Source organism: Chryseobacterium sp. SIMBA_038 (assembly GCF_046535115.1).
Taxonomy (GTDB): domain Bacteria; phylum Bacteroidota; class Bacteroidia; order Flavobacteriales; family Weeksellaceae; genus Chryseobacterium.
Window position 1 is genome coordinate 962,072 of record NZ_JAWRXH010000001.1, and the last position, 20,042, is coordinate 982,113.

A 20,042-nucleotide genomic window follows, 5' to 3' on the forward strand; every position below is an offset into this window, starting at 1 on the left:
TAATTGCTACTAAAAGCTAATTATATTATTATGCAAAGCCTTTTCAATACAACCTTTTTTAACTATTTTTACCTCACAATATATAATTGACTATGAAAAAAATCGTATTTGCGGGAATAATAGCTTTAGGAGGATTTCTAACAGCAAATGCACAGTGTAAAACTGTATCCACACTTACAGAAAACTTTGATACCTGGAAAGAGATCAACAAATGCTGGACGGCTCAACAAGGAAAAGCAATGCTTTATGCAAGCGATAAAAAAATTATATTTTATTCGATGAGCAGCCCCGGAGAAAATATGTATCTGGTGACTCCAAAAATTAAAGCCGGAAAATATACACTAACTCTTGATATTTCAGACAACGGCGGAGAAACGACACTTGAACTTTTCTCTATAAACAACGTATCCGATGCTAAATCATATGTTTCAATAGCTAAATCTTCTAAAATAGAGGGAGGTAAAAAAACATTTGACATTTCTTTAAAAAAGGATTCAAATTTAGGTCTGAAAGTTTTGCTGAATGGAGTGCATCAGGCAGTTTATGTGGATAATTTCTCTTTAAAGCCTAAAAAATAAACAGTTTAGGATTAATACATTAGAGAATATATACTAAAATATTAATAATCAATAACTTAATTTAATTAAAAAACATTTCAACATCTCCTACTCTCTGAAATCTACCGACTTTGGAGATAAATGATGTTAAATTTAATATATACTTTATATTGGCACAACACGAATTCATTACTTTTGCCAAGCATTGAAACCGTGTCGTGCCTTATAATGGAATATTTTAAAAAAATATATTTAGATTACAAACATCAAGTATACTTTTTTGTCAAAAAGTTTATTTCCAATATGGAAGATGTGGAAGACGTTGTACAGGAGATTTTTGTACATCTTTGGAAATATTCTTCGTCTCTTAAAAATCCCCAGACTTTAGAAGCGATCATCTTCAAAACAGCTCAACAGGAAGTTGCTAATTTTTACAGAAAAAACAAAATGATCTTCTCTTTTTCGGATGAAAGTTTTATCAAAGATGAAGCCGATTCAGAAAGAAATGATACTGAATTTAAAGAAGAACAGCTACGAAAAATACAAAACCTGCTGGAAAACCTTCCCGAAAGAAGCACGACTTTTTTTTATAAAAATAAATTAGAGAAAATAAGCTATTCTCAGATCGCGAAAGAAAATAATATCTCTAAAACAGCCGTGGAAAAGCAAGTGAATAAAGTCGTCCGGTACATCAGGGCAAATTTAAATCTATTTTAACGAAATATTAATCAATATAAACAAATCATTAAATCCATCTCTTCGGGGTGGATATTTTTATGTAACCGCGTAATTATAATTGTATGAAAGATTCTCAAAAACATTTTGAAAAAATTTGGAAAACCGTCTCCGAAGAAAAACAGGAAATGGATTCTGCAACCGATTCCAGAATCTGGAGAGGAATTGACGGGAGAATTAAGCAAAATAATAAACGAAAATATTATTGGATGGCTACGGCTGCTGTTTTGGTGCCTTTATTCGGAATACTGTTTTTTTATAAAGATTTTACGCCAAAAGAAACAAAAAATAGTCTGTCAGCGATCATACTGCAAACCAATGAGTTTTCTAAAACTTTCAGATTATCCGATAACAGCATTATCACCTTGGAACCTTACAGTAAATTATCCATCAATAAAGATTTTGGAAAGAAATACAGAAATGTAAAATTTCAGGGGAAAGGTTTTTTCTCGATTGCAAAAGATAAATCCAGACCTTTTATAGTAGATGCAGGCGGTTTCAGTGTTGAAGTTTTGGGAACAAAATTCTCAGTTGATCAGAAATCAGAAGAAAAAAAGGTAAAACTGTTTGAAGGAAAAGTAAAAATAGATCACAACGGCAAGCTGACCTATCTACTACCGAATGAAAACTGGAGCACGTCTCCGACAAAAAGTGATTATCATTATTATGCGGTCACTGCTGTAAAAACTTTCACTTTTGAAAACACAACTTTCGAAGATGCTATAGCTGAAATAGAAAATACATACGGAGCCAAAATCACCTATCCTAAAAACATTGCTAAAAACGAAGTATCAGGCTCATTCTCAGGAAACTTAAAAGAAATTCTTTCTATTATAAATTATCCCTTTAACCTAAAAACTGTTTTTAAAAATGAAAATGAAATAACACTCTATTAAATAAAACAGCACCAATAATGTGGCGTTATCAGTGCTTGTAATTAATTCAAAACTCGCTAAAGAATAATAAATTAACTCTTCAAATTTATGAAAAAAACTGCAATTTCTATTGCTTTACTCGCAGCTATGGGACTTCCTGTGCTAAATTATGCGCAAACCCAGGCCAGCACGCCTGTCACAAACAATCAGGGGCAGGTATCATTAGTCAAAATACTTAAAAAATTAGGAAAATCTACCAATACTAAATTCTTTTATTCTGCTTCAGATTTTAAAAATATCTGGGTAAACGAAAGCAAAATCAACTATTCATCATTAAAGCAAAGCTTAGATTATCTGAAAAAGAGTGTTCCTTTAGATTATCAGATTCAGAACAACACAGTAACTCTTAGGAAATTAATTTCTAATAATTCTTTTACCGAAAATGAGATAAAACCTCAAAACGATACCATAAACCAACAGGAGAAAAAAATAGAAGAAGTCGTGGTTGTTGGATACGGTACACAAAAGAAATCGATTATCACAGGATCTGTATCTGTGGTGAAAGGCTCATCCGCAAACGGACAGCCAATACTTTCAGCCGGAAATGCTTTACAGGGGCTCGCACCCGGTGTTACGGTGACCACACAGACCGGTGCGCCAGGCGGTGATGCCGGGAATATCAGAATCAGAGGGATCAACAGTTTTGGTGGTTCCGACAGTAATCCTCTTTTTATTATTGACGGTGTTGCAGGAAATATCAATGACATTGATGTCAATATGATTGAGTCTATTTCTGTGCTTAAAGATGCTGCTTCTGCTGCAATTTATGGTTCCAGAGCAGCCGGTGGAGTTATTCTTGTAACAACAAAACGTGCCAAAGGAAATAAACTGACCGCTCAATACCGAGTGTATACAGGATGGCAGAGAGCTACAGCAATACCAAAAGTTACCGACGGTCTTACCTACATGAAGGTATTTAATGATGCCAGCATGAATGACAACGGGACAAAAATCTACAGCGATGAAGCTATTAATGCTTTTTCGGAAGCATACAACAAAAATCCCAGTAACTATGACTGGCAAAAAGCTATCCTTCAGGGGAGCGGATTCTTGCAGGATCATTATTTTTCGTTATCCGCAAAATCCGGAATTATAAGCGTGTCGCCGTCATTCGGATATTCAAAACAGGAAGGTATTATTAAAAATACCGACTTTACGAGATTTACTTTCCGTAATAATATGGATATTACACCAAATGACCAATGGAATATCAGACTGGATATGTCATTCGTAAACAAAGACAGAAAACAGATCGCCGATGAACCTACCATCTGGAATTATCTTGGCAGAATGCCTACCAATATTCCAATCTATTATGGTAATAACTATTCTGACGGGTGGGTAAAAATCAATCCGGTTGGTTTTATCGAAAATGGCGGAAACCGTACCCAAAACGACTTAGAATTTATAGGAAATATGAACATTTCTTACAATCCTACAGACTGGTTAACATTAAAAGGTCTTGTCGCTCCACGTTATCATACGACCAACATCCATCTTTTCAGAAAAAGCGTACCTACCTATTACGAAGACGGAACTGAAGCCGGTTCTGCCAACACTTTTACAGAACTTACAGAATCTGCAAGACGTCAATTTTACGGAACTTATCAGTTTCAGGCGAATGCAAAAAAAGAATTTGGTAAGCACAGTTTTGAGCTTCTTGCCGGAGCTTCAAGAGAAACTTATAACGAAAAAATCTTATCCGGGTACAGAAGAGATTTTCTATACGACAATTACGAACAGCTGGATGCCGGTGCGGATAATGAAACTAAAGATAATGCAGGCTCAGAATACGAATGGCTGTTAGTTTCTGCTTTTGGCAGATTCAATTATAATTACGATCAGAAATATTTATTTGAAGCTAACGTAAGGTACGACGGCACATCAAGATTTATCGGTAAAAACCGTTGGGCAGTTTTTCCATCATTTTCTGCGGGCTGGGTGGTTTCAAAAGAGAGCTTTTTCGAAGGCTTAAGAGGAACGATCAGCCAGTTAAAACTGAGAGGTTCTTGGGGTAAATTAGGAAATCAGAATATCAGCTCGTCTTACTATCCGTTTTCAGAGCCATTATCATTGGGAAGTACTTCTATGAACGGAGTTGTGTATCAGACAATCCAGCAGTTAATCATGTCTAATCCTGATTTGAAATGGGAAGAAACCACCATGTCTGGCGTTGGGGTTGATGTATCTTTATGGAAAAAATTAGACCTGACTTTTGATATTTACGATAAAAAAACCGACGGGATTCTTTTAAGATTAAATACCTCTCAGCTTACAGGTTTACAGGCACCCGTTCAAAATGCTGCCACCGTAAGCAACAAAGGTTGGGAAATCGGTGCGCAGTATAATGAAAGATGGGGAGATTTTAAAATGAGTCTAGGTTTCAATCTTTCTGACGTCAACAATAAAATTCTTGATATGAAAGGTCAGTCTTCCGGAACAATTCTTCGTCAGCAGGTTGGCTCTTCAGTGAATTCTATTTATGGATTTATCGCTGACGGTTTATACCAAAATCAGGCAGAAATCGATGCCGGACCGACACAATTCGGAACTTTGAAGCCGGGAGATATCAGATACAAGGATATTGCAGGAGCTTTTGATGCTAATGGTAATCCAATTGGGGACGGAAAAATCACAGATGCCGACAGAACCATTATCGGAAGTACAATTCCGAGATATACTTATGGTTTTAATATGGATTTTTCTTATAAAGGCTTCAGATTATCAGCTTTGATACAGGGTGTTGGAAAAGTTGACGGTTATCTGGATTCACATTACGTAATTCCTGCCGTAAATTCAAGTGCTGTGAAACCTTGGCAACTCGATTACTGGACACCGGATAACCCAAATGCTCAGTTTCCGCGTGTTTCTCTGACTTCTACAAACAATACACAAAACTCTACCATGTGGATGAGAAGTGCAGCGTATATGCGTCTTAAAAATGTACAGATCGGATATGAATTGCCTAAATCTTTTACAGATAATACATTCCTGCAAAGCATTTACATCTACTTAAATGGACAAAACCTCTTCACTTCTACAAAATTCTATGAAGGATACGACCCGGAAATCAATTACAATGCAGGAAGTTCTGACGGTGTTGCTCTGGGAGGTGGAAACTATTATCCACAAGTAAAAACATACTCATTCGGTATTGATGTTAAATTTTAATTATAAAAAAATGAAAAACTTTTTAAAAATATTTTTATTAGCCATAATCACTTCGTGCTCAAGCTCCGATATGGATTTAGAACCACTTAACGGACCAACTTCCGGGACTTTCCCCGCATCTTATGAGGAAGGGAAAATGGGACTTTTTGCCGCTTATAGAAACCTCAGCACTTTGGATGCCGCAAGTACTCCGATGTGGCACGTGATGGATAATATTACGGATATCGGATATGCAAGACCGGGAACCAATTACACATCCCCTATCACGAGTTCTCTTACTACGACCAATGCATTGGCAATAAAACCTTGGGAAGTTCATTATCAGACCATTGCAAGATGTCACGCTGTACTTGATAAATTAGATGGAATTTCAGGACTTACTGAAGCACAAAAGGCAGAGCTTGGTTCGGAATTAAGATTTATCCGTGCTTACTGCTATTCTCAGCTTATCGAGCTTTACGGAGATGTTCCGTTAATAAAATCATCAGTTACGCTTGAAAATGCTAATGTTGCAAGAACATCCGTTGCCGAAATTCAGCAATTTATTATTGACGAACTAGGAGCTGTTGCCCCTCAGCTTCCGATCTCACAATCGCAGTTCGGAAATGTGCGTGCATCCCGTATAGCAGCGTTAATGTTAAAAGCCAGAGTTGAACTTTATTCTAAACAATATGCAGCAGCAGCAGTTACTTCAAAACAGGCTTTAGACGCAGCGGCAGGGGTTTATAGTTTGACACCATTTAATGCTTCTGTGAATTTCGCGGGTAAAGATCATACCTTCGGAGAGCCGGATCCTAGTAATATATTCGGACACAGTGGTTTTTCCAGCAGTAAAGAATGGATCTGGGTTGCCGAATACAACATTAATGTACCTGGATATCTTCATAATCAGCAATATTATGCAGCATCCCGTTTAGGTAAAGGAGTTTGCTATTGGGGACCTACTCAAAACCTTATCGATTCTTATGAAATGACAGATGGTTTATCAATATTGGAATCTCCGTTGTACGATGAAACAAATCCGTTTAAAAACAGAGATCCGCGTCTTGATATGTATGCTGTACGTCCACATTCAAGATATCTTGGATACCAATTTGAGCCGAATACATCTTTTGTAAAAGTAAACAACTACTGGTCAGCCGGAGCGCCAACACAGGTTGCCAATGCCGACGCTACCAATGCGTACCGCTCTTTCAGTGGTTATCTTTGGAGAAAAGTAGTTGATATTGCTGACTTTAATTCTACTTCAGTAAGTGGAAATTCAGATTTAGATGTCGGAATTTTCAGATTGCCGGAATTACTATTGATTTATGCAGAAGCAAAAATTGAGTTGAACCAGTTGGATAATTCTGTTTATGATGCGATCAACCAGATCAGAACACGTGCAAAAATGCCGGTTTTAAGTACAGGAATGTCACAAGCTCAATTGAGAAAAGCCCTTCGATATGAAAGAAAAGTAGAATTGGCGAATGACGGATTAAGATGGTACGACATAAGACGTTGGGGCATCGCAAATAATGTGATGAACGGATATTTATACTTAAACCGCAACGCCAACAACTGGTCAAAATCAGCAATAACCGGCTTTGATGAAAGTGCAAACCCTATCTATAATCACTCACAGGCTTCAGGCTATTTTTCTACGCAGGAAGTGGTTTACAGACTAAACAAAGATGAATATTGGCCGATCCCGCAATCGGAAATGGACGCGAATCCTAATTTAAAACAAAACCCCGGATATTAATTATAAAAAAGAATTTATGAAGAAGAATATATCGCTATTATTGCTACTGCTGTCTGCAGTGATTTTTGGGCAGGAAAAATTTCAGGAACCCAAATTAGACAATCAAAAATCATGGAGCATCGTTCTGATCCCGGACACACAAAACTATGTGAAATGGAACAGAAATCAGCCGATTTTAGATTTGATGGTAAGATGGATTGAGGATAATATCTCTCCACTTAATATTAAAATGGTTTGTCAGGTTGGAGATTTGGTGGAACATAATAACATTCTTAATCAGGGATATGACGGAGATCAAAGTGCAGACGACCAATGGAAATCCATACAATCAATCTTAGGAAGGTTAAACGGAAAAGTACCTTATATAGCTGCAACAGGAAATCATGACTTTAGTATTAATAATGAAGGCAGAAGATTTTCCCGCTATAATGAATTTTTTCCTTCTAATTTTAACAGTTTAAATCAGAAATATTTGGCACAGAACTTTTTCAATGATGCCGGTGCTCCAAGCATGGAAAATTCTGTTTTGGAACTTAAAGGATTAAATGGTCAGGATTATTTATTTCTCAGCCTTGAATTTGCGCCGAGAGATAAAACGCTGGAATGGGCTAAAAAAGTGCTGGATATGCCTCAATACAAAAACCATAAATCGATTTTAATCACTCATGCTTTTCTGAATGAGAAAGACAAGAGAACGGATAAAGAGAATTCATGGTTTATGTATGAACCTTTTTTGGTAAACAATGTGCCTCAAAAATCCAAAACCATCGTGCTTCCGGAGTCTAATAACGGAGAACAGATATGGCAAAAGCTAATACAGCCGTCTCAAAACCTTGAGCTTGTGTTAAGTGGTCATATTTCTGGTGAAGGTTTCCGCGTAGATTCTAATAATTATGGGAAAAACGTAAATCAGATGCTTTTTGATATGCAGAGTGAAGGCGGAGGTCATCGTGATGGCAACGGAGGTGACGGCTGGCTAAGAATTATTGAGTTCTATCCGGATAATAAAACCGTAAAAGTGAAAACGTACTCCCCTCTTTTCGGTATTTCGCCGGTTACTCAGAAAAACGCCTATAAGACGGATCCGAGAAACGAGTTTACTTTTAAACTCTCGGAATAATATTAGATTTAAAAAATAAGCCATTGGTTATTTAATAAAATGCCAGAAAATTAAAATTTTCTGGCATTTTTTAGCTTTTAAAGGTAATATCTAGATTGAAATAAGTCAAACTTTATAACAAATTAAACATTTTAGGCCATTTTATAATCCTAACCGATTATCAGCTGTTCTAAACTCTATTAAAGCAAAAAAAGTATTGAGAATGTTTGGAAACTTACTATCCATTTGCCGTAAAAAACTTCATTTTACAATCAAAAATGACATGTTAAGTATAATTGCAGTAATCGTAATTATAAACCTTCTTAATAATTTTGCCGAATAATTTTTAATGCAAAATAATTTGTCTTATTTCTCTTTCAGAGTGCTTGATAGAAGTTTTACTATACTATGTAACTCCTATTTTCTAAACGAATAATTTTAATCATTGTTTCTAAATTATATTTAAATATTAAACAAAATTTTTAACGTTATATAAAATATTAACCATAAATAATTAAATTTAGATGAAGAAAAGATACTTTACAGGCAAAGTACAATTTCTTATGTACATTTTTTGCTTTATTATTACAAAAGGGCAAGTCGGAATTAATACCACAACACCAGACCCTTCCTCTATTTTAGATATAAACTCCACTTCTAAGGGAGTTTTAATTCCAAGAATGACTACTTCAGAACGTAATTCAATCTTAAATCCAGCTACAGGATTACTTGTTTATGATAATCAGCTCAACAAGTTTCTAGGATATGATGGAACCCAATGGACATTAGATGTTTTCAGCGGGTCAAAATGGGGTATTACAGGAAATGCAGGTACTAATCCTACTACAGATTTTATTGGAACTACTGATAATGTAGGACTTTCTTTCAGAGCTAATAATGTTGAAGCAATGACTATTTCAAGTGATGGACGAGCATCCTTAGCAGGAGGTAATATAAATAATCCAAGATTACTTGTTGGAAGATCAAACCCCGCCACATCCGTTCCTTCAATTATGTCTGTTGTAGAAAATGATACCGGGGATTCTTATCCTGTTAATATGATAACTGCTAATGTTGCAGGAGGAAGAGTCAGAGGTAATTATGCTTTTGCGAGTAGCACAACCACTGCAGCCAGTGGAACATCAAGTGCAGGTATCATACTAAGTAACTCTAATTCTCCAATAATTGGTCCTTCTCTTGTTTTTTACACAGGAGGACACCCAACTAATATGAATAGTACAGCTCAGGAAGCAATGATAATTGGAGGTACAAATAGAAATGTATATATCGGATATAGCAGTTTTAATACAGCAACACTTACGCTTCCTAATGCTAAACTTAATGTTACAGGAGGAGACATCTACTTAAATAGTATTGGTAGTGGTGTTATCATGACTTCGCCTAATGGTTCTTGTTTCAAAGTAGGAATCGACAATACTGGCGTTTTACAAACCACATCTATAACTTGCCCATAATAATGGATATTATGAAAATACGTACTTTGTTTTTAACCGTTTTTTGTAATGGAGTCTTTCTTCAGGCTCAAATTGGTATAGGAACAACAACTCCTGACGCAAGTGCTGCACTTGAAATGGTTACTACCGAAAAAGGATTGCTAGTTTCAAGAATGAATAATATAGACATGAGCAATATTGCAAATCCTGCTACAAGTCTCTTAGTTTACAATACAGAGAATAAAAGTTATTTAGGTTTTGATGGTACACAATGGAGTCCCAATCTCTTTTCTCCCGACAATCAATGGGGTACTAAAGGAAATACAGGAAATATTAGTACTAATTTTATAGGCACTACAAGTAACGTAAGTCTTAATTTTAGAACAAATGGTAACGTCGCTCTTTCTATCTTACCAAGCAGACAAGTAAGATTTGAAGGGATAAGTTCACTATCTAAACCTAGGCTAAATGTTTACCCTTCTTCACCCGGAACTTCTTTTCCTTCAATAAATGCTTCCAATTCTAATGGAACGGGAGGAACTTCAATTGCTGTTACAACAATAGTATCCAATACATTAAATGGTAGTGTGCGGGGTACTTATGCTTTCGCCAATACTGTTGGAGAAGCAGAAGCTGGAATTTCCTCTGCAGGAATCAGTTATATACAGGATCCTGATGTAAGTGGATTGTCTTTTTATACAGGAGGTCATCCTTCCGGCATCGATGATAGAAGCAAGGAATCAATGATGATTTCTAATACTCGAAATGTAGGAATTAATGCTCATAATCCTAAAGCCAAACTTGATATTGGAGGTGGAGACATCTATATTAATGACCCAAATAATGGTATTATTATGACAGATTCAGGAAGTAATTGTCGAAGAATAACGGTTACTGATTTGGGTGCTTTAGACGTTAGTAATATAATACCGTGCCCGTAATTTTAAAAATTTAGATGCTATATAAAAAACAACACTAACAGAAATCTATTGGTGTTGTTTGATTTTTAAAGGTATTTGTGACCTCGGAGGTACGGTTTTCGAACACTTTTGTAGAAGATTTGAGTAAACTTGCGGATCTTACTATTTTATAAATTGTAATGTTTTTTTGAAACTTATTTTAGCAGAATAAAGTTAACATTTGTCGCTCCAAAATTGGTAATACTCAATCCTATAATTTTATTTTTTTTGTTTCGTTGAAAATTGACTTCCACAGCAAATGTAATGACTCCTGTAAATTTATCTTTCGCTGTTTCCGTCAGCACAACATCACTTAGTCTGTTATGAGTCATTGTTAATTTTCCCTTGATGACTTTTAATGTAAAAAGTGATGACAAATCGGAGTTCTGAAATTGACCTTCAAAGTCTTTTAGATTAGTAGTAGAAAGATATTTGGGGTTTTCTTCCGCTTTCTTTTCAGGTTCGGTTATCGGCGCTCTCTTTTTAAACTTATCAGACAAATAAAGTTCTGCAATGTCCAATCCTGCTTTGTATGAGACGAAATTTTCATCATTACTCAAAAGTATCACGGATAATTTATTACCCTGAAAACGGCCTAAAAAAGATTTGAAACCAGCGTCACTTCCTGTGTGGTTGTAGACAGTAAGACCTTTGTAGTTTCTGATAAATTGACCTTTGGCGTGGTAAATAGTTTCTCCATCTCTTACTGCTAAAATTGCAGGCTCGCCATTATCTAATGATGTTCGTTCATTGAAACGATTAATAAAATCAACATCACCTACTTTGGGATTTTCAAAATTAGTGGTCCATTTACTTAAATCTTCAACGGTTGTATAAACATTTGTAGGTCCTACAGAAGAACTGTTAAGGTTTCTTTTGCTGTACAATCCGTTTTCACTGCCGTAAGAATAGGCTCTGTTTTTGACTGTTTTTTCGTTGTCATCATATATTAAGGTATTTTCCATACCCAGTGGATCGAAGATGTTTTCTTTAGCAAACTCAGCAAAACTTTTTCCGGAAACTCTTTTCACAATTTCGGCTAATAATGTAAATCCTGAATTGCTATATTTAAACTGGCTTCCGGGTGCAAAATTCAACGCTTTGTGTTTAGATATTATTTTCATGACCTGTTCGGAAGTAATTATATCATCCATTCTCCATCCAGCTAATGTAAGCAGTGCCCATTGATCCTTCAGCCCGCTTGTATGGGAACACAAATGTCTGATCGTGATTGTTTTTTCATAAATAGGCAATTCCGGAATGTATTTTCTGACATCATCATCCAATGAAATCTTACCCTGTTTCTCCAATAAATAAATTGAAAAAGTCGTGAATTGTTTTGAAACAGAACCTACATTAAAAATCGTTTTTGGAGTAATTGGTATATCGTATTCAAGATTTGCAGTTCCATATCCTTTTTTAAAAATCAGTTTTCCATCTTTAACAATACCAACAGCAACACCGGCAGTTTTTGAATTGTATTGAGAAAATAACGAATCAATCTTCCTTTCTGCATTTGAATTTGTTTGTGCCGAAAAATTGTTTGCAATAAAAATATGAATTAGAATAAATTTTACTAAATATTTCATTTGATTAATTATGGTCTTGTTTTTCACTAAATTTCTTTATAATTTACGATAACAATTTGATTTTAATATTTTTGCGAATTAAGCATTGATTTTAAAGTTACAAAACAAACTTTAAATTTTGCTCTAATTATTTTTCTTAATCAATTCAATAATTTTTAAGGCAACACCATTTGATGATTGAAAATTTTGTCCTGTAATAATTCGCCCGTCTTGTTCCACGTGAGAGATATCCCCCTTAGAAAATTTAAAAGTCCCGCCTCTTTCTTCTACAGTCTTCTGAATTAAGAATGGAAAGTGTTTAAAATATTCACCATCTTGTTTTTCAAAAGAATCAGGATAGCCACTTATTTTTTTCCCTTGAACCAAGAATTTACCATTTTTAGTTTTTAAATTAACAATACCTGCCGTTCCGTGACATACCGAAGAAATAATTCCGTTGTTATCTTCGTATATCTGCATAGTAATATGTTGAATGTCTGAGTTTTCAGGAACGTCATACATTGCACTTCCACCTCCAATGTAATGAACCGCTTTGTAATTTTTATAATCAATTTCTTTAGGACTTAAAGTATGTTTGATGGCATACATAAAGTTTTGATCATATACATAATGTTTTTGCAAACTATCCGAGGTATTGATGTAGGCTAAAGGAATATCGCCACCTTTTGGACTTACAAAATCAACGGTATACCCAGAATTTACAAAAGTGTCATAAGCGTTTACGATTTCGGCAAAGCTATTTCCTGTTGAAATTGTAGAATTTCCGTAATAATGTGCATTAGAAACAATGAATAATATTCGTTTACCAGATTTATTACTTGCTTTACTGCTTGCAGATTTGCTGATTATTTTCCATTCGCCCTCAATCTTTTTTAGCAAGAACATATCCATAAATTCTTGTTTTCTTTCAGGAATAATAATTTCGGCTTTTGCAATAGCAATATCATTAAAATATTCTATAGAGACGATTTTCCCTATACGACCGTTAAATTCTCCTTTATTTCCTTTTTGAAACCAACTGACATATTCTGAAATCGGAACAATCCATAAAGGCTTTTCTTTGCGGCTTAGAAAAAGATTGGCTTTAGCATAAAAAGCCTTACTAATACTTTCGGGTCTATTGTAAGATGTACCATTAATATAGTTTTGAATACAATTCTCAATAAGAGATTGTTCCGATTGTGCAAATGACCAGTTTGATAGAAGTACAAATAAAATGGCGAAAAATATTTTTCTCATAAACTTTGATTTTAATGATTTAAAAATGTTTCGCAAAAATATATTGCTTAGGTTTTAAATCACTCCAAGTTTATGATAATGAAGTACGAATGTATATTTTAGGAGTAAAAATTATGTTTTTTGATAATTTGAAGGCGTAGTTCCTGTGATTTTTTTAAATGAGCTATAAAATGTACTGCTCGAATTAAAACCAGATTCAAAACCCACAGCATCTATTTTTAGCTGAGTACTTTCTTTTAATAATCGTTTTGCTTCATCAATTCGATATTCATTGATGAATTGAGTAAAACTTTTGTTCAAATTATCATTAATAAATTGTGATAGTAATTGAGGGCGGATATTTAATTCTTTTGCTAAAATTGATAAAGTGAGGTCAGGATTAGTATAGATTTTTCTTGTTTCAAAAAGTATATTAATTTTTTCCTGAATTTCCTTTACTAGCTTTTCATCTATTTTGTTGATGTATTTTTCTTTATTAATGACAGAAATTAACGTTTTGTTTTTTGCATAATAAATCAGAAGGAAAGAGATATAAAAGCTGAAGGAAAAAGTCAAAGCCCCGGAAATATATGAAGTATATCTGGACAAAGCATAAGAAAGCCAAATTGCAAAAACACCACAGATAACTGACAATATCCAAGTTTCCTGATAGCTAATTTGGTGGCGATTGGTGATCAACTTACTGAAAATTTCCCTAGCCTCATAAATGGATAATACAATAAAAATAAACCATTGAAAATTGATAAAATAATAAATTATTCCCCTCCATATCTCAGGATTTTCCTTGTATGGAAAAAGAAAACCTAAAATACTTATGGCTATAATTGTAAAAATGAGGCCATATTTTGCAAAAGAATAATTAAGCTTTTGCAGTATTGATTTAACAAAAAAATACAATAGAGGACCAATTAAAAAACAAGCCGACAAACCTATTTGTAAATATGTTTTTGACAACTGTGGATTAAAATTATACAATACAGATTTTCCGATCCTTGTACTTAAAGATAATAATAAAAGCCCTAGAAATAAATCGGATATAGCTTTATTTCTCTTGAAAAATAAGAAATAAAAACTCAAAACAACACTATTAAAAACACCTAAAGCACTTAAAAAAAATAATATTTGATTATCAATATTCATTATTTTAAAATATGTTTCTTTTTGGAATTGTTTGCGGTTATCGTTTCGTGCTTCATTATGGTTATCTTTTACTACAAAATTTCTTTACGAAGCCGATGCGCCAAATTTAGCGAAAACTTTCTTATGAAGAACTTTAAACTTGACAAAAGAACTTGTTAATGATAGTTTTTTAATTAAGTTTTTTCTTTATCAATTTTTCAAATTAGTCCAATAAATTTGTTTGTTTTAAACTGTCAAAAACGAGTTTGTCAGCATCTTAAGATTTAGGAAAAGAGTTGATTACATTCAAAATGAGTACAGAAATTTGAATTGATTTTATTATTTGCTGAATTTTTATAAAAACAACGCCAATGAAAATCATTGCGTTGTTTTGTGTTAAAAAATAATCTGTGACCTCGGAGGGATTCGAACCCCCAACCCTCAGAGCCGAAATCTGATATTCTATCCAGTTGAACTACGAAGCCTGTTCATGAATAATTGGTAATAAGTAATTGTAAATATTACTCATTACCAATTGCTCATTACTTATGTTTAGAACGTAATCTTCACTCCTCCCAAAATCTGCGCACCAAGAACTTTATATCCTTTGTACGTCTGATAATTTGAGTTGAAAAGATTGTTTCCAATCGCGAAAATACTGAAATTTTTATGAATTTTGTACTCTGCGGAAAGATTTAAATCTGCATAACCACCAACTTTATCGTCGGTATTCTCTATTGACTGATACATCATCGGACTTCCAACTCCCTCAATAGCAAAAGAATTCGTTGTTCTGTCGCTTGCAAAAATCCCTTTGAATCCTAGCAATAATTTTTTATCAAGCATCGTATATTTAGCACCAATACTTGCATTCAACAATGGAACATTGTAAATATTGTCATAATTCTTTAAATCAAATTTTGTAAACTTTACTTCTGCATCTACAATTAAATTCTCCAATGGGAAATATTGTAGACTTCCTTTAATATCGCTTACATTTCCATCATCATAAACTGCAGAAAACGTGTTTGCATAGTTATAAGCAGAACGGTTAAGCGTATAAGTATTATCAAAAATACTATTCGCTTTAAAGAACATAATATCTCTCATTTTTCCATAACCTGCAGAAACATCATATTTAAGAGTTTCATCAATATCACCTCTTAAACCAACATAAAAATGATATTTGGTTTCAGTTGGTTTTAAATACTGATCAGAAACAATGAAAGGATTCTGTTGTAAAAGATCTGAGTAAGTGTTTAATTTCAAACCTCCGTCTACTCCACCATAAAACTTAAATTCTTTCACTGCCGCAAACTGGAATTCAGCCTGTGGGAACCAATATGTTTTACTGTTTTTCATTTGCTCTGCCAATAAATCGTTATTGTTTTTAGCATTTAAAAATGAAAAAGATGAACCTAACATCAAATAAGAATCTCCTTTTCTGAAAGTTACTTTCGGAGTTAAGCTTGTATTAAAAAAGTTAGAAGAATTTTTATCTCTAATCGCAAATTCCGACTTTACAGCTTCCAAACCAACTCCTAAATCTGCATTCAATGTAATTCCGGAACCTCCGACCTCAACGCCATGTTTAGACAAATTCGCCAAGATAGAAACCTGATTTTCCTTTGCATCAAAATGATCTTTTAAGAACGAAGATTTTACTCTTACATCATTCAAAATTTCATTTGAATAAAAGTCATAATAACCGTTTACTTTAAACTGATTAACTCTTTGATCCAAATCTACATCACCCGGATCTAATGCATAAATTCCGTAGTAATTGTTATTATTTAAGCCATATTCAGCATTTAAATTGAACTTCCCTTTTTCTCCGTAAGAATTCAGGAAAGCTCCAACTGTTGCTGCGCTTTGTTTAGAATCCCACGCATATTCTTTTTTCAAACCTAAAGTAGAAAGAAAATGAGCATCCAAGCCAACTTCCAGCTTATTCTCAAGTGTTTTTGAGATATTCAGATCACCCAAAATCTTCCCATAATTACCCATTCCGAATTGGAGGTAATTATTTTGAGCCGTACCCTCAAACTTTGGAGTAACGTCCTGTCCCTGAATCGTTGATGTTTTAAAATCAGAAACCGCAGGAACGTCTGTAATCGTATATTTTACAGGATTCTGAGATTTCTCTTCCGGTGGATAATTTTTAATTGTTTCCACAGAAGTTTTCTTTTTTTCGATCTTTTTTACTTCCGGTTCTCTTTTTTTATTAAGAATCAGTTTTTCTTCTTTGATCTGGGAAAACGCAACCGACGACATCCCTAGAAATATGATTGGAAGAATATATTTCATCATAATTTATCAATATTTAAGTAGCCTCCCTAAATCCTAAGCCCTAAATCATGCTACCTTTTTACTACTTTTACTTTTTAATCTGTTTTTTAACCTCTTTTGCTTCAGCTACGATCTCAGGGAAATCTTTGTAATTAGAAATGATCTGATCACAAGTATAACTCGCCTGATAATTATCTTTTAAGCCTACATAATTCTTCGCCATCAATACCAGCGCTTTTGCACCCCAATATTCTTCTGAAGAGTAATTGTTGGCCAATTTAAAGATCGTTTCGTTTGAAGATTTGAAAGCTTTTCCTTTGTTTTGATAGAATGCTTTTGCATAAAGAGCTTCCGCCGCAACTTCTGTATTTGAAGACTTTTCAAGAGAAGTATATGCCGTTTGAGCATCTTTATCTTTCCCTGAATTCATCAAACTTCTAGCCTTGATAACTTTCGCAGTTTCAATAACTGCAGCAGAGTTTTTATTGTTTGAAATCACTGCATCCGCTAATTTTTCAGCTTGTGAGAAATTCTTTTCGTCTGCATACATCTTCATTAATTCTACATTCGCGTAGTTTTTAATGTTGACATCTGATGAATTTTTAAGGTTCTCCAAATATTTTTTAGCATCTGCACTATTTCCTTGCGCAACATAAATTTGAGCCAAACGAGTCTGCGCATCATCCTGATAATCATTCTGAACATCCGCAACTTCCTGTAAAACCAGAAGTGCTTTTGTTGTATTATTAGTTTGATAATAACTTTCTCCAAGCTCATATTTAGCCTGATAAAGCCCCTCTCCTGTTGGATTTTGCGTTAAATATTTCTCGTAATAAGAAATTGCATTTTTATAATCTTTCTTGGTGAAATATTGTTTTCCTGTTGATAGGTTAATCTCATCAATTTCCGAAGCATCAACATTTACTCCAATATTCTTAGCGAAACTTTCATACCCTGCAACATCACCGTTTTTCGTGAAAATAGGTTTTGCAGCCTGAACGATTTTCTCTGCATAAGCTGTATTTTTATATTGATCGCCAAGAGATTTTAACTCAGATAAAGCTTTATCATTTTGATTTTGATCGATATAATTCTGCGCTCTGTAAATTGAAGCGTTGGCAATCAAATCTTTATCAGAAGAAGTTTTAATCACTTTTCCAAAGAAGTCATTTGAGTTGGCAAAATCATCCTGAGCCGCGTAAGCTGTTCCCATTTCATATTGAGCATCATCGTAATATTCAGAGCCCGGATATTTAGATAAAAGATTTTTTAAGTTGGTGATTTTCGCTTGAGTATCTCCTTTAAATCCTAAAGCCATCGCTTTTTGGAATAAAGTATAATCCGTTGCATCTTCATTTTTATCATAGATCGCGATAGCTTCATTCAGATCATTATTTGCGTAATAAATATCTGCTAAACGAAGTTCTGCATCATTTTTAAACTCAGGTTTCGGATTGGTTAAATACTGCTTAAAATAAGTTGCTGCCTGATCAAATTTCTTAGATTTAAAATAAGCATATCCCAAATCGTAAGGCAATTGCTGTTTTTCAGGGAAAGTTTCGGTAAGCAATTTTTCGTAACGAACAATTGCAGACGGATAATTTCCTTTTTGATAATAAACTTGCCCCAACCAATATAAAGCTCTGTTATTGAATTCTTTATTAATATTAAAACCTAAACTTCTTAAGAAATATTTCTCAGCTTCATCATAATTTCCTTTGTTGAATTCTTCCGTTCCCAATAAATAAGAAACTTCCTGATCTACTTTATCAATATCAGGAGACGAACTTTGAAGCTTATCAATTGCGTTCAGCGTTTCTTTGAAATTCCCTGAATATAAATATGATTTCACCAAAAGTGATCTCATTTCAGAAGCATTCGCAGCGTTTTGATTTTCATTGATATAACTTTGAATAACCGCAGACGGACTTTCAAACGGGTTTCCAATATCGTAGCTTAACTTTGCATATTGTTCGTGAGCCAGTTTTTTAACCTTAGGATCATAATTCATCTGATAAGATGAACGGAAAGCCGAAAGTGCCTCCTGCTTTTTATCAACCGCCAAATAGGCATTTCCAAGCTGATAGTAAGCATTTTGAGCTAAAGCAGAATTGCTGTTTAACAATTGGTTATAATAAGAAACCGCTTCATCATATTTTTTAAGCTGAGCCGCAACAAATCCCATTTCATAAAGGTCATTTTCAGACGGATTTTGCTGAACGCTCAAGTAATCTTTTAAGTGAGGATAAGCAGAAGTATAATCATTTTTCATGAAATAACTTTCACCAATGATCTTGTGAACTTCAGCTTTATAAGCAGCAGAAATATCTTCATTTAATAAAAGATTCCCTTCTGAAATTGCTTTATCATAATCCTTGTCATTATAATACATTTGTACATAATAAGGACGAACCAGTTTCGAATATTTCGGCTGATCTTTCACAGAATCAAAGTATTGGAAAGCCTTATCATTCTGTCTGTTTGAGTAATACAAATGCCCCAACATATAAGCAATATCGCCTTTTTGAGAATCATCAGCAGTTTTGTAGGCTTCTTCCAATGCATCCGTTGCCCCTTTAGAATCACCCATCATGAATTTAGCATAACCTAATTTCAAAATATACTGCGTGTTTTCCTCTTTTGAAAGTTGATATTGGTTAACCTTTTTCAACGTTTCCAATGCTTTCGGAAAATCTTTTTTAGCCAGATAGTAATCCGCTAAAGGAAGATTTGCCTGAGCAAAATAGGCAGAGTTCGGATATTCTTTCATAAAGGCGGTTAATCCTTCTTCAGCATGATTTTTCTGAAGAATAACGCCAATTACGTTATCAAAGAACTGTGCAGCTTCTTTTTTCGACCTCGACAAATTTTGATTATAAAAATATTGTCTCGCATATTCGTACTGAGAAGCATTGTATATTTTGGTCTGATAAAGATTTTCGGCTAAACTGAACCTGTAATTATCTTGCTGGGTAAAGTATTGAGACTGCTGTCCTTCGGAAATTCCGAAATAAAATACGGCAGCCGCTAAAAGTATTTTTTTTGATTTCATTAATATCAAATTTTAAAATGGATAAGGCTAAAGTAAATGCCAAATATTTTAAATTTATAGAGAGATTTTATCCACAATTTATCAACGAAAATATTGAAAA

At 34.1% G+C, this 20,042-nt stretch carries 13 protein-coding genes and 1 tRNA gene; 8 read left to right on the plus strand and 6 right to left on the minus strand.

Going from position 1 to position 20,042, the window contains the following annotated elements; genetic code table 11:
• The first annotated feature begins 92 nt into the window (after positions 1-92).
• The 8 genes from SB689_RS04340 (at position 93) to SB689_RS04375 (ending at position 10,636) form a co-directional block, all read left to right on the plus strand.
• Positions 93-578, plus strand: a complete 486-nt coding sequence (locus tag SB689_RS04340; protein ID WP_410690928.1) for a hypothetical protein — start codon at positions 93-95, stop codon at positions 576-578.
• A gap of 207 nt (positions 579-785) precedes the next feature.
• Complete coding sequence (locus tag SB689_RS04345) at positions 786-1,274, plus strand: RNA polymerase sigma factor (protein WP_410690929.1); 489 nt, start codon at positions 786-788, stop codon at positions 1,272-1,274.
• Positions 1,275-1,357: 83 nt separating this feature from the next.
• On the plus strand, positions 1,358-2,188 hold the full coding sequence (locus tag SB689_RS04350) for a FecR family protein (RefSeq protein WP_410690930.1): 831 nt from the start codon (positions 1,358-1,360) through the stop codon (positions 2,186-2,188).
• Positions 2,189-2,275: 87 nt separating this feature from the next.
• On the plus strand, positions 2,276-5,398 hold the full coding sequence (locus SB689_RS04355) for a SusC/RagA family TonB-linked outer membrane protein (RefSeq protein ID WP_410690931.1): 3,123 nt from the start codon (positions 2,276-2,278) through the stop codon (positions 5,396-5,398).
• Positions 5,399-5,408: 10 nt separating this feature from the next.
• Positions 5,409-7,142: a RagB/SusD family nutrient uptake outer membrane protein gene (locus SB689_RS04360; RefSeq protein WP_410690933.1), complete on the plus strand. Its 1,734-nt coding sequence runs from the start codon at positions 5,409-5,411 to the stop codon at positions 7,140-7,142.
• A gap of 16 nt (positions 7,143-7,158) precedes the next feature.
• Complete coding sequence (locus SB689_RS04365) at positions 7,159-8,262, plus strand: metallophosphoesterase (protein WP_410690934.1); 1,104 nt, start codon at positions 7,159-7,161, stop codon at positions 8,260-8,262.
• Positions 8,263-8,765: 503 nt separating this feature from the next.
• A complete protein-coding gene (locus SB689_RS04370; protein WP_410690936.1) occupies positions 8,766-9,716 on the plus strand; it encodes a hypothetical protein in 951 nt (316 codons plus the stop codon).
• Positions 9,717-9,727: 11 nt separating this feature from the next.
• Complete coding sequence (locus SB689_RS04375; RefSeq protein ID WP_410690937.1) at positions 9,728-10,636, plus strand: hypothetical protein; 909 nt, start codon at positions 9,728-9,730, stop codon at positions 10,634-10,636.
• 173 nt (positions 10,637-10,809) lie between these two features.
• Here the strand turns inward: SB689_RS04375 and SB689_RS04380 are convergent, their stop codons facing one another.
• The 6 genes from SB689_RS04380 to SB689_RS04405 all read right to left on the minus strand — a co-directional run bounded on the left by SB689_RS04380 (position 10,810) and on the right by SB689_RS04405 (position 19,942).
• Positions 10,810-12,243 (minus strand): serine hydrolase domain-containing protein, encoded by a 1,434-nt coding sequence (locus SB689_RS04380; protein ID WP_410690938.1) that lies wholly within the window; start codon positions 12,241-12,243, stop codon positions 10,810-10,812.
• A gap of 123 nt (positions 12,244-12,366) precedes the next feature.
• A complete protein-coding gene (locus SB689_RS04385) occupies positions 12,367-13,482 on the minus strand; it encodes a nuclear transport factor 2 family protein (protein WP_410690939.1) in 1,116 nt (371 codons plus the stop codon).
• A 111-nt stretch (positions 13,483-13,593) separates the two neighbouring features.
• On the minus strand, positions 13,594-14,160 hold the full coding sequence (locus SB689_RS04390) for a helix-turn-helix domain-containing protein (RefSeq protein WP_410690940.1): 567 nt from the start codon (positions 14,158-14,160) through the stop codon (positions 13,594-13,596).
• 852 nt (positions 14,161-15,012) lie between these two features.
• A tRNA-Arg gene (locus tag SB689_RS04395) sits at positions 15,013-15,086 on the minus strand.
• A gap of 67 nt (positions 15,087-15,153) precedes the next feature.
• Positions 15,154-16,911, minus strand: a complete 1,758-nt coding sequence (locus SB689_RS04400; RefSeq protein WP_410690941.1) for a TonB-dependent receptor — start codon at positions 16,909-16,911, stop codon at positions 15,154-15,156.
• Positions 16,912-16,978: 67 nt separating this feature from the next.
• On the minus strand, positions 16,979-19,942 hold the full coding sequence (locus tag SB689_RS04405) for a tetratricopeptide repeat protein (RefSeq protein ID WP_066757517.1): 2,964 nt from the start codon (positions 19,940-19,942) through the stop codon (positions 16,979-16,981).
• Positions 19,943-20,042: the final 100 nt, after the last annotated feature.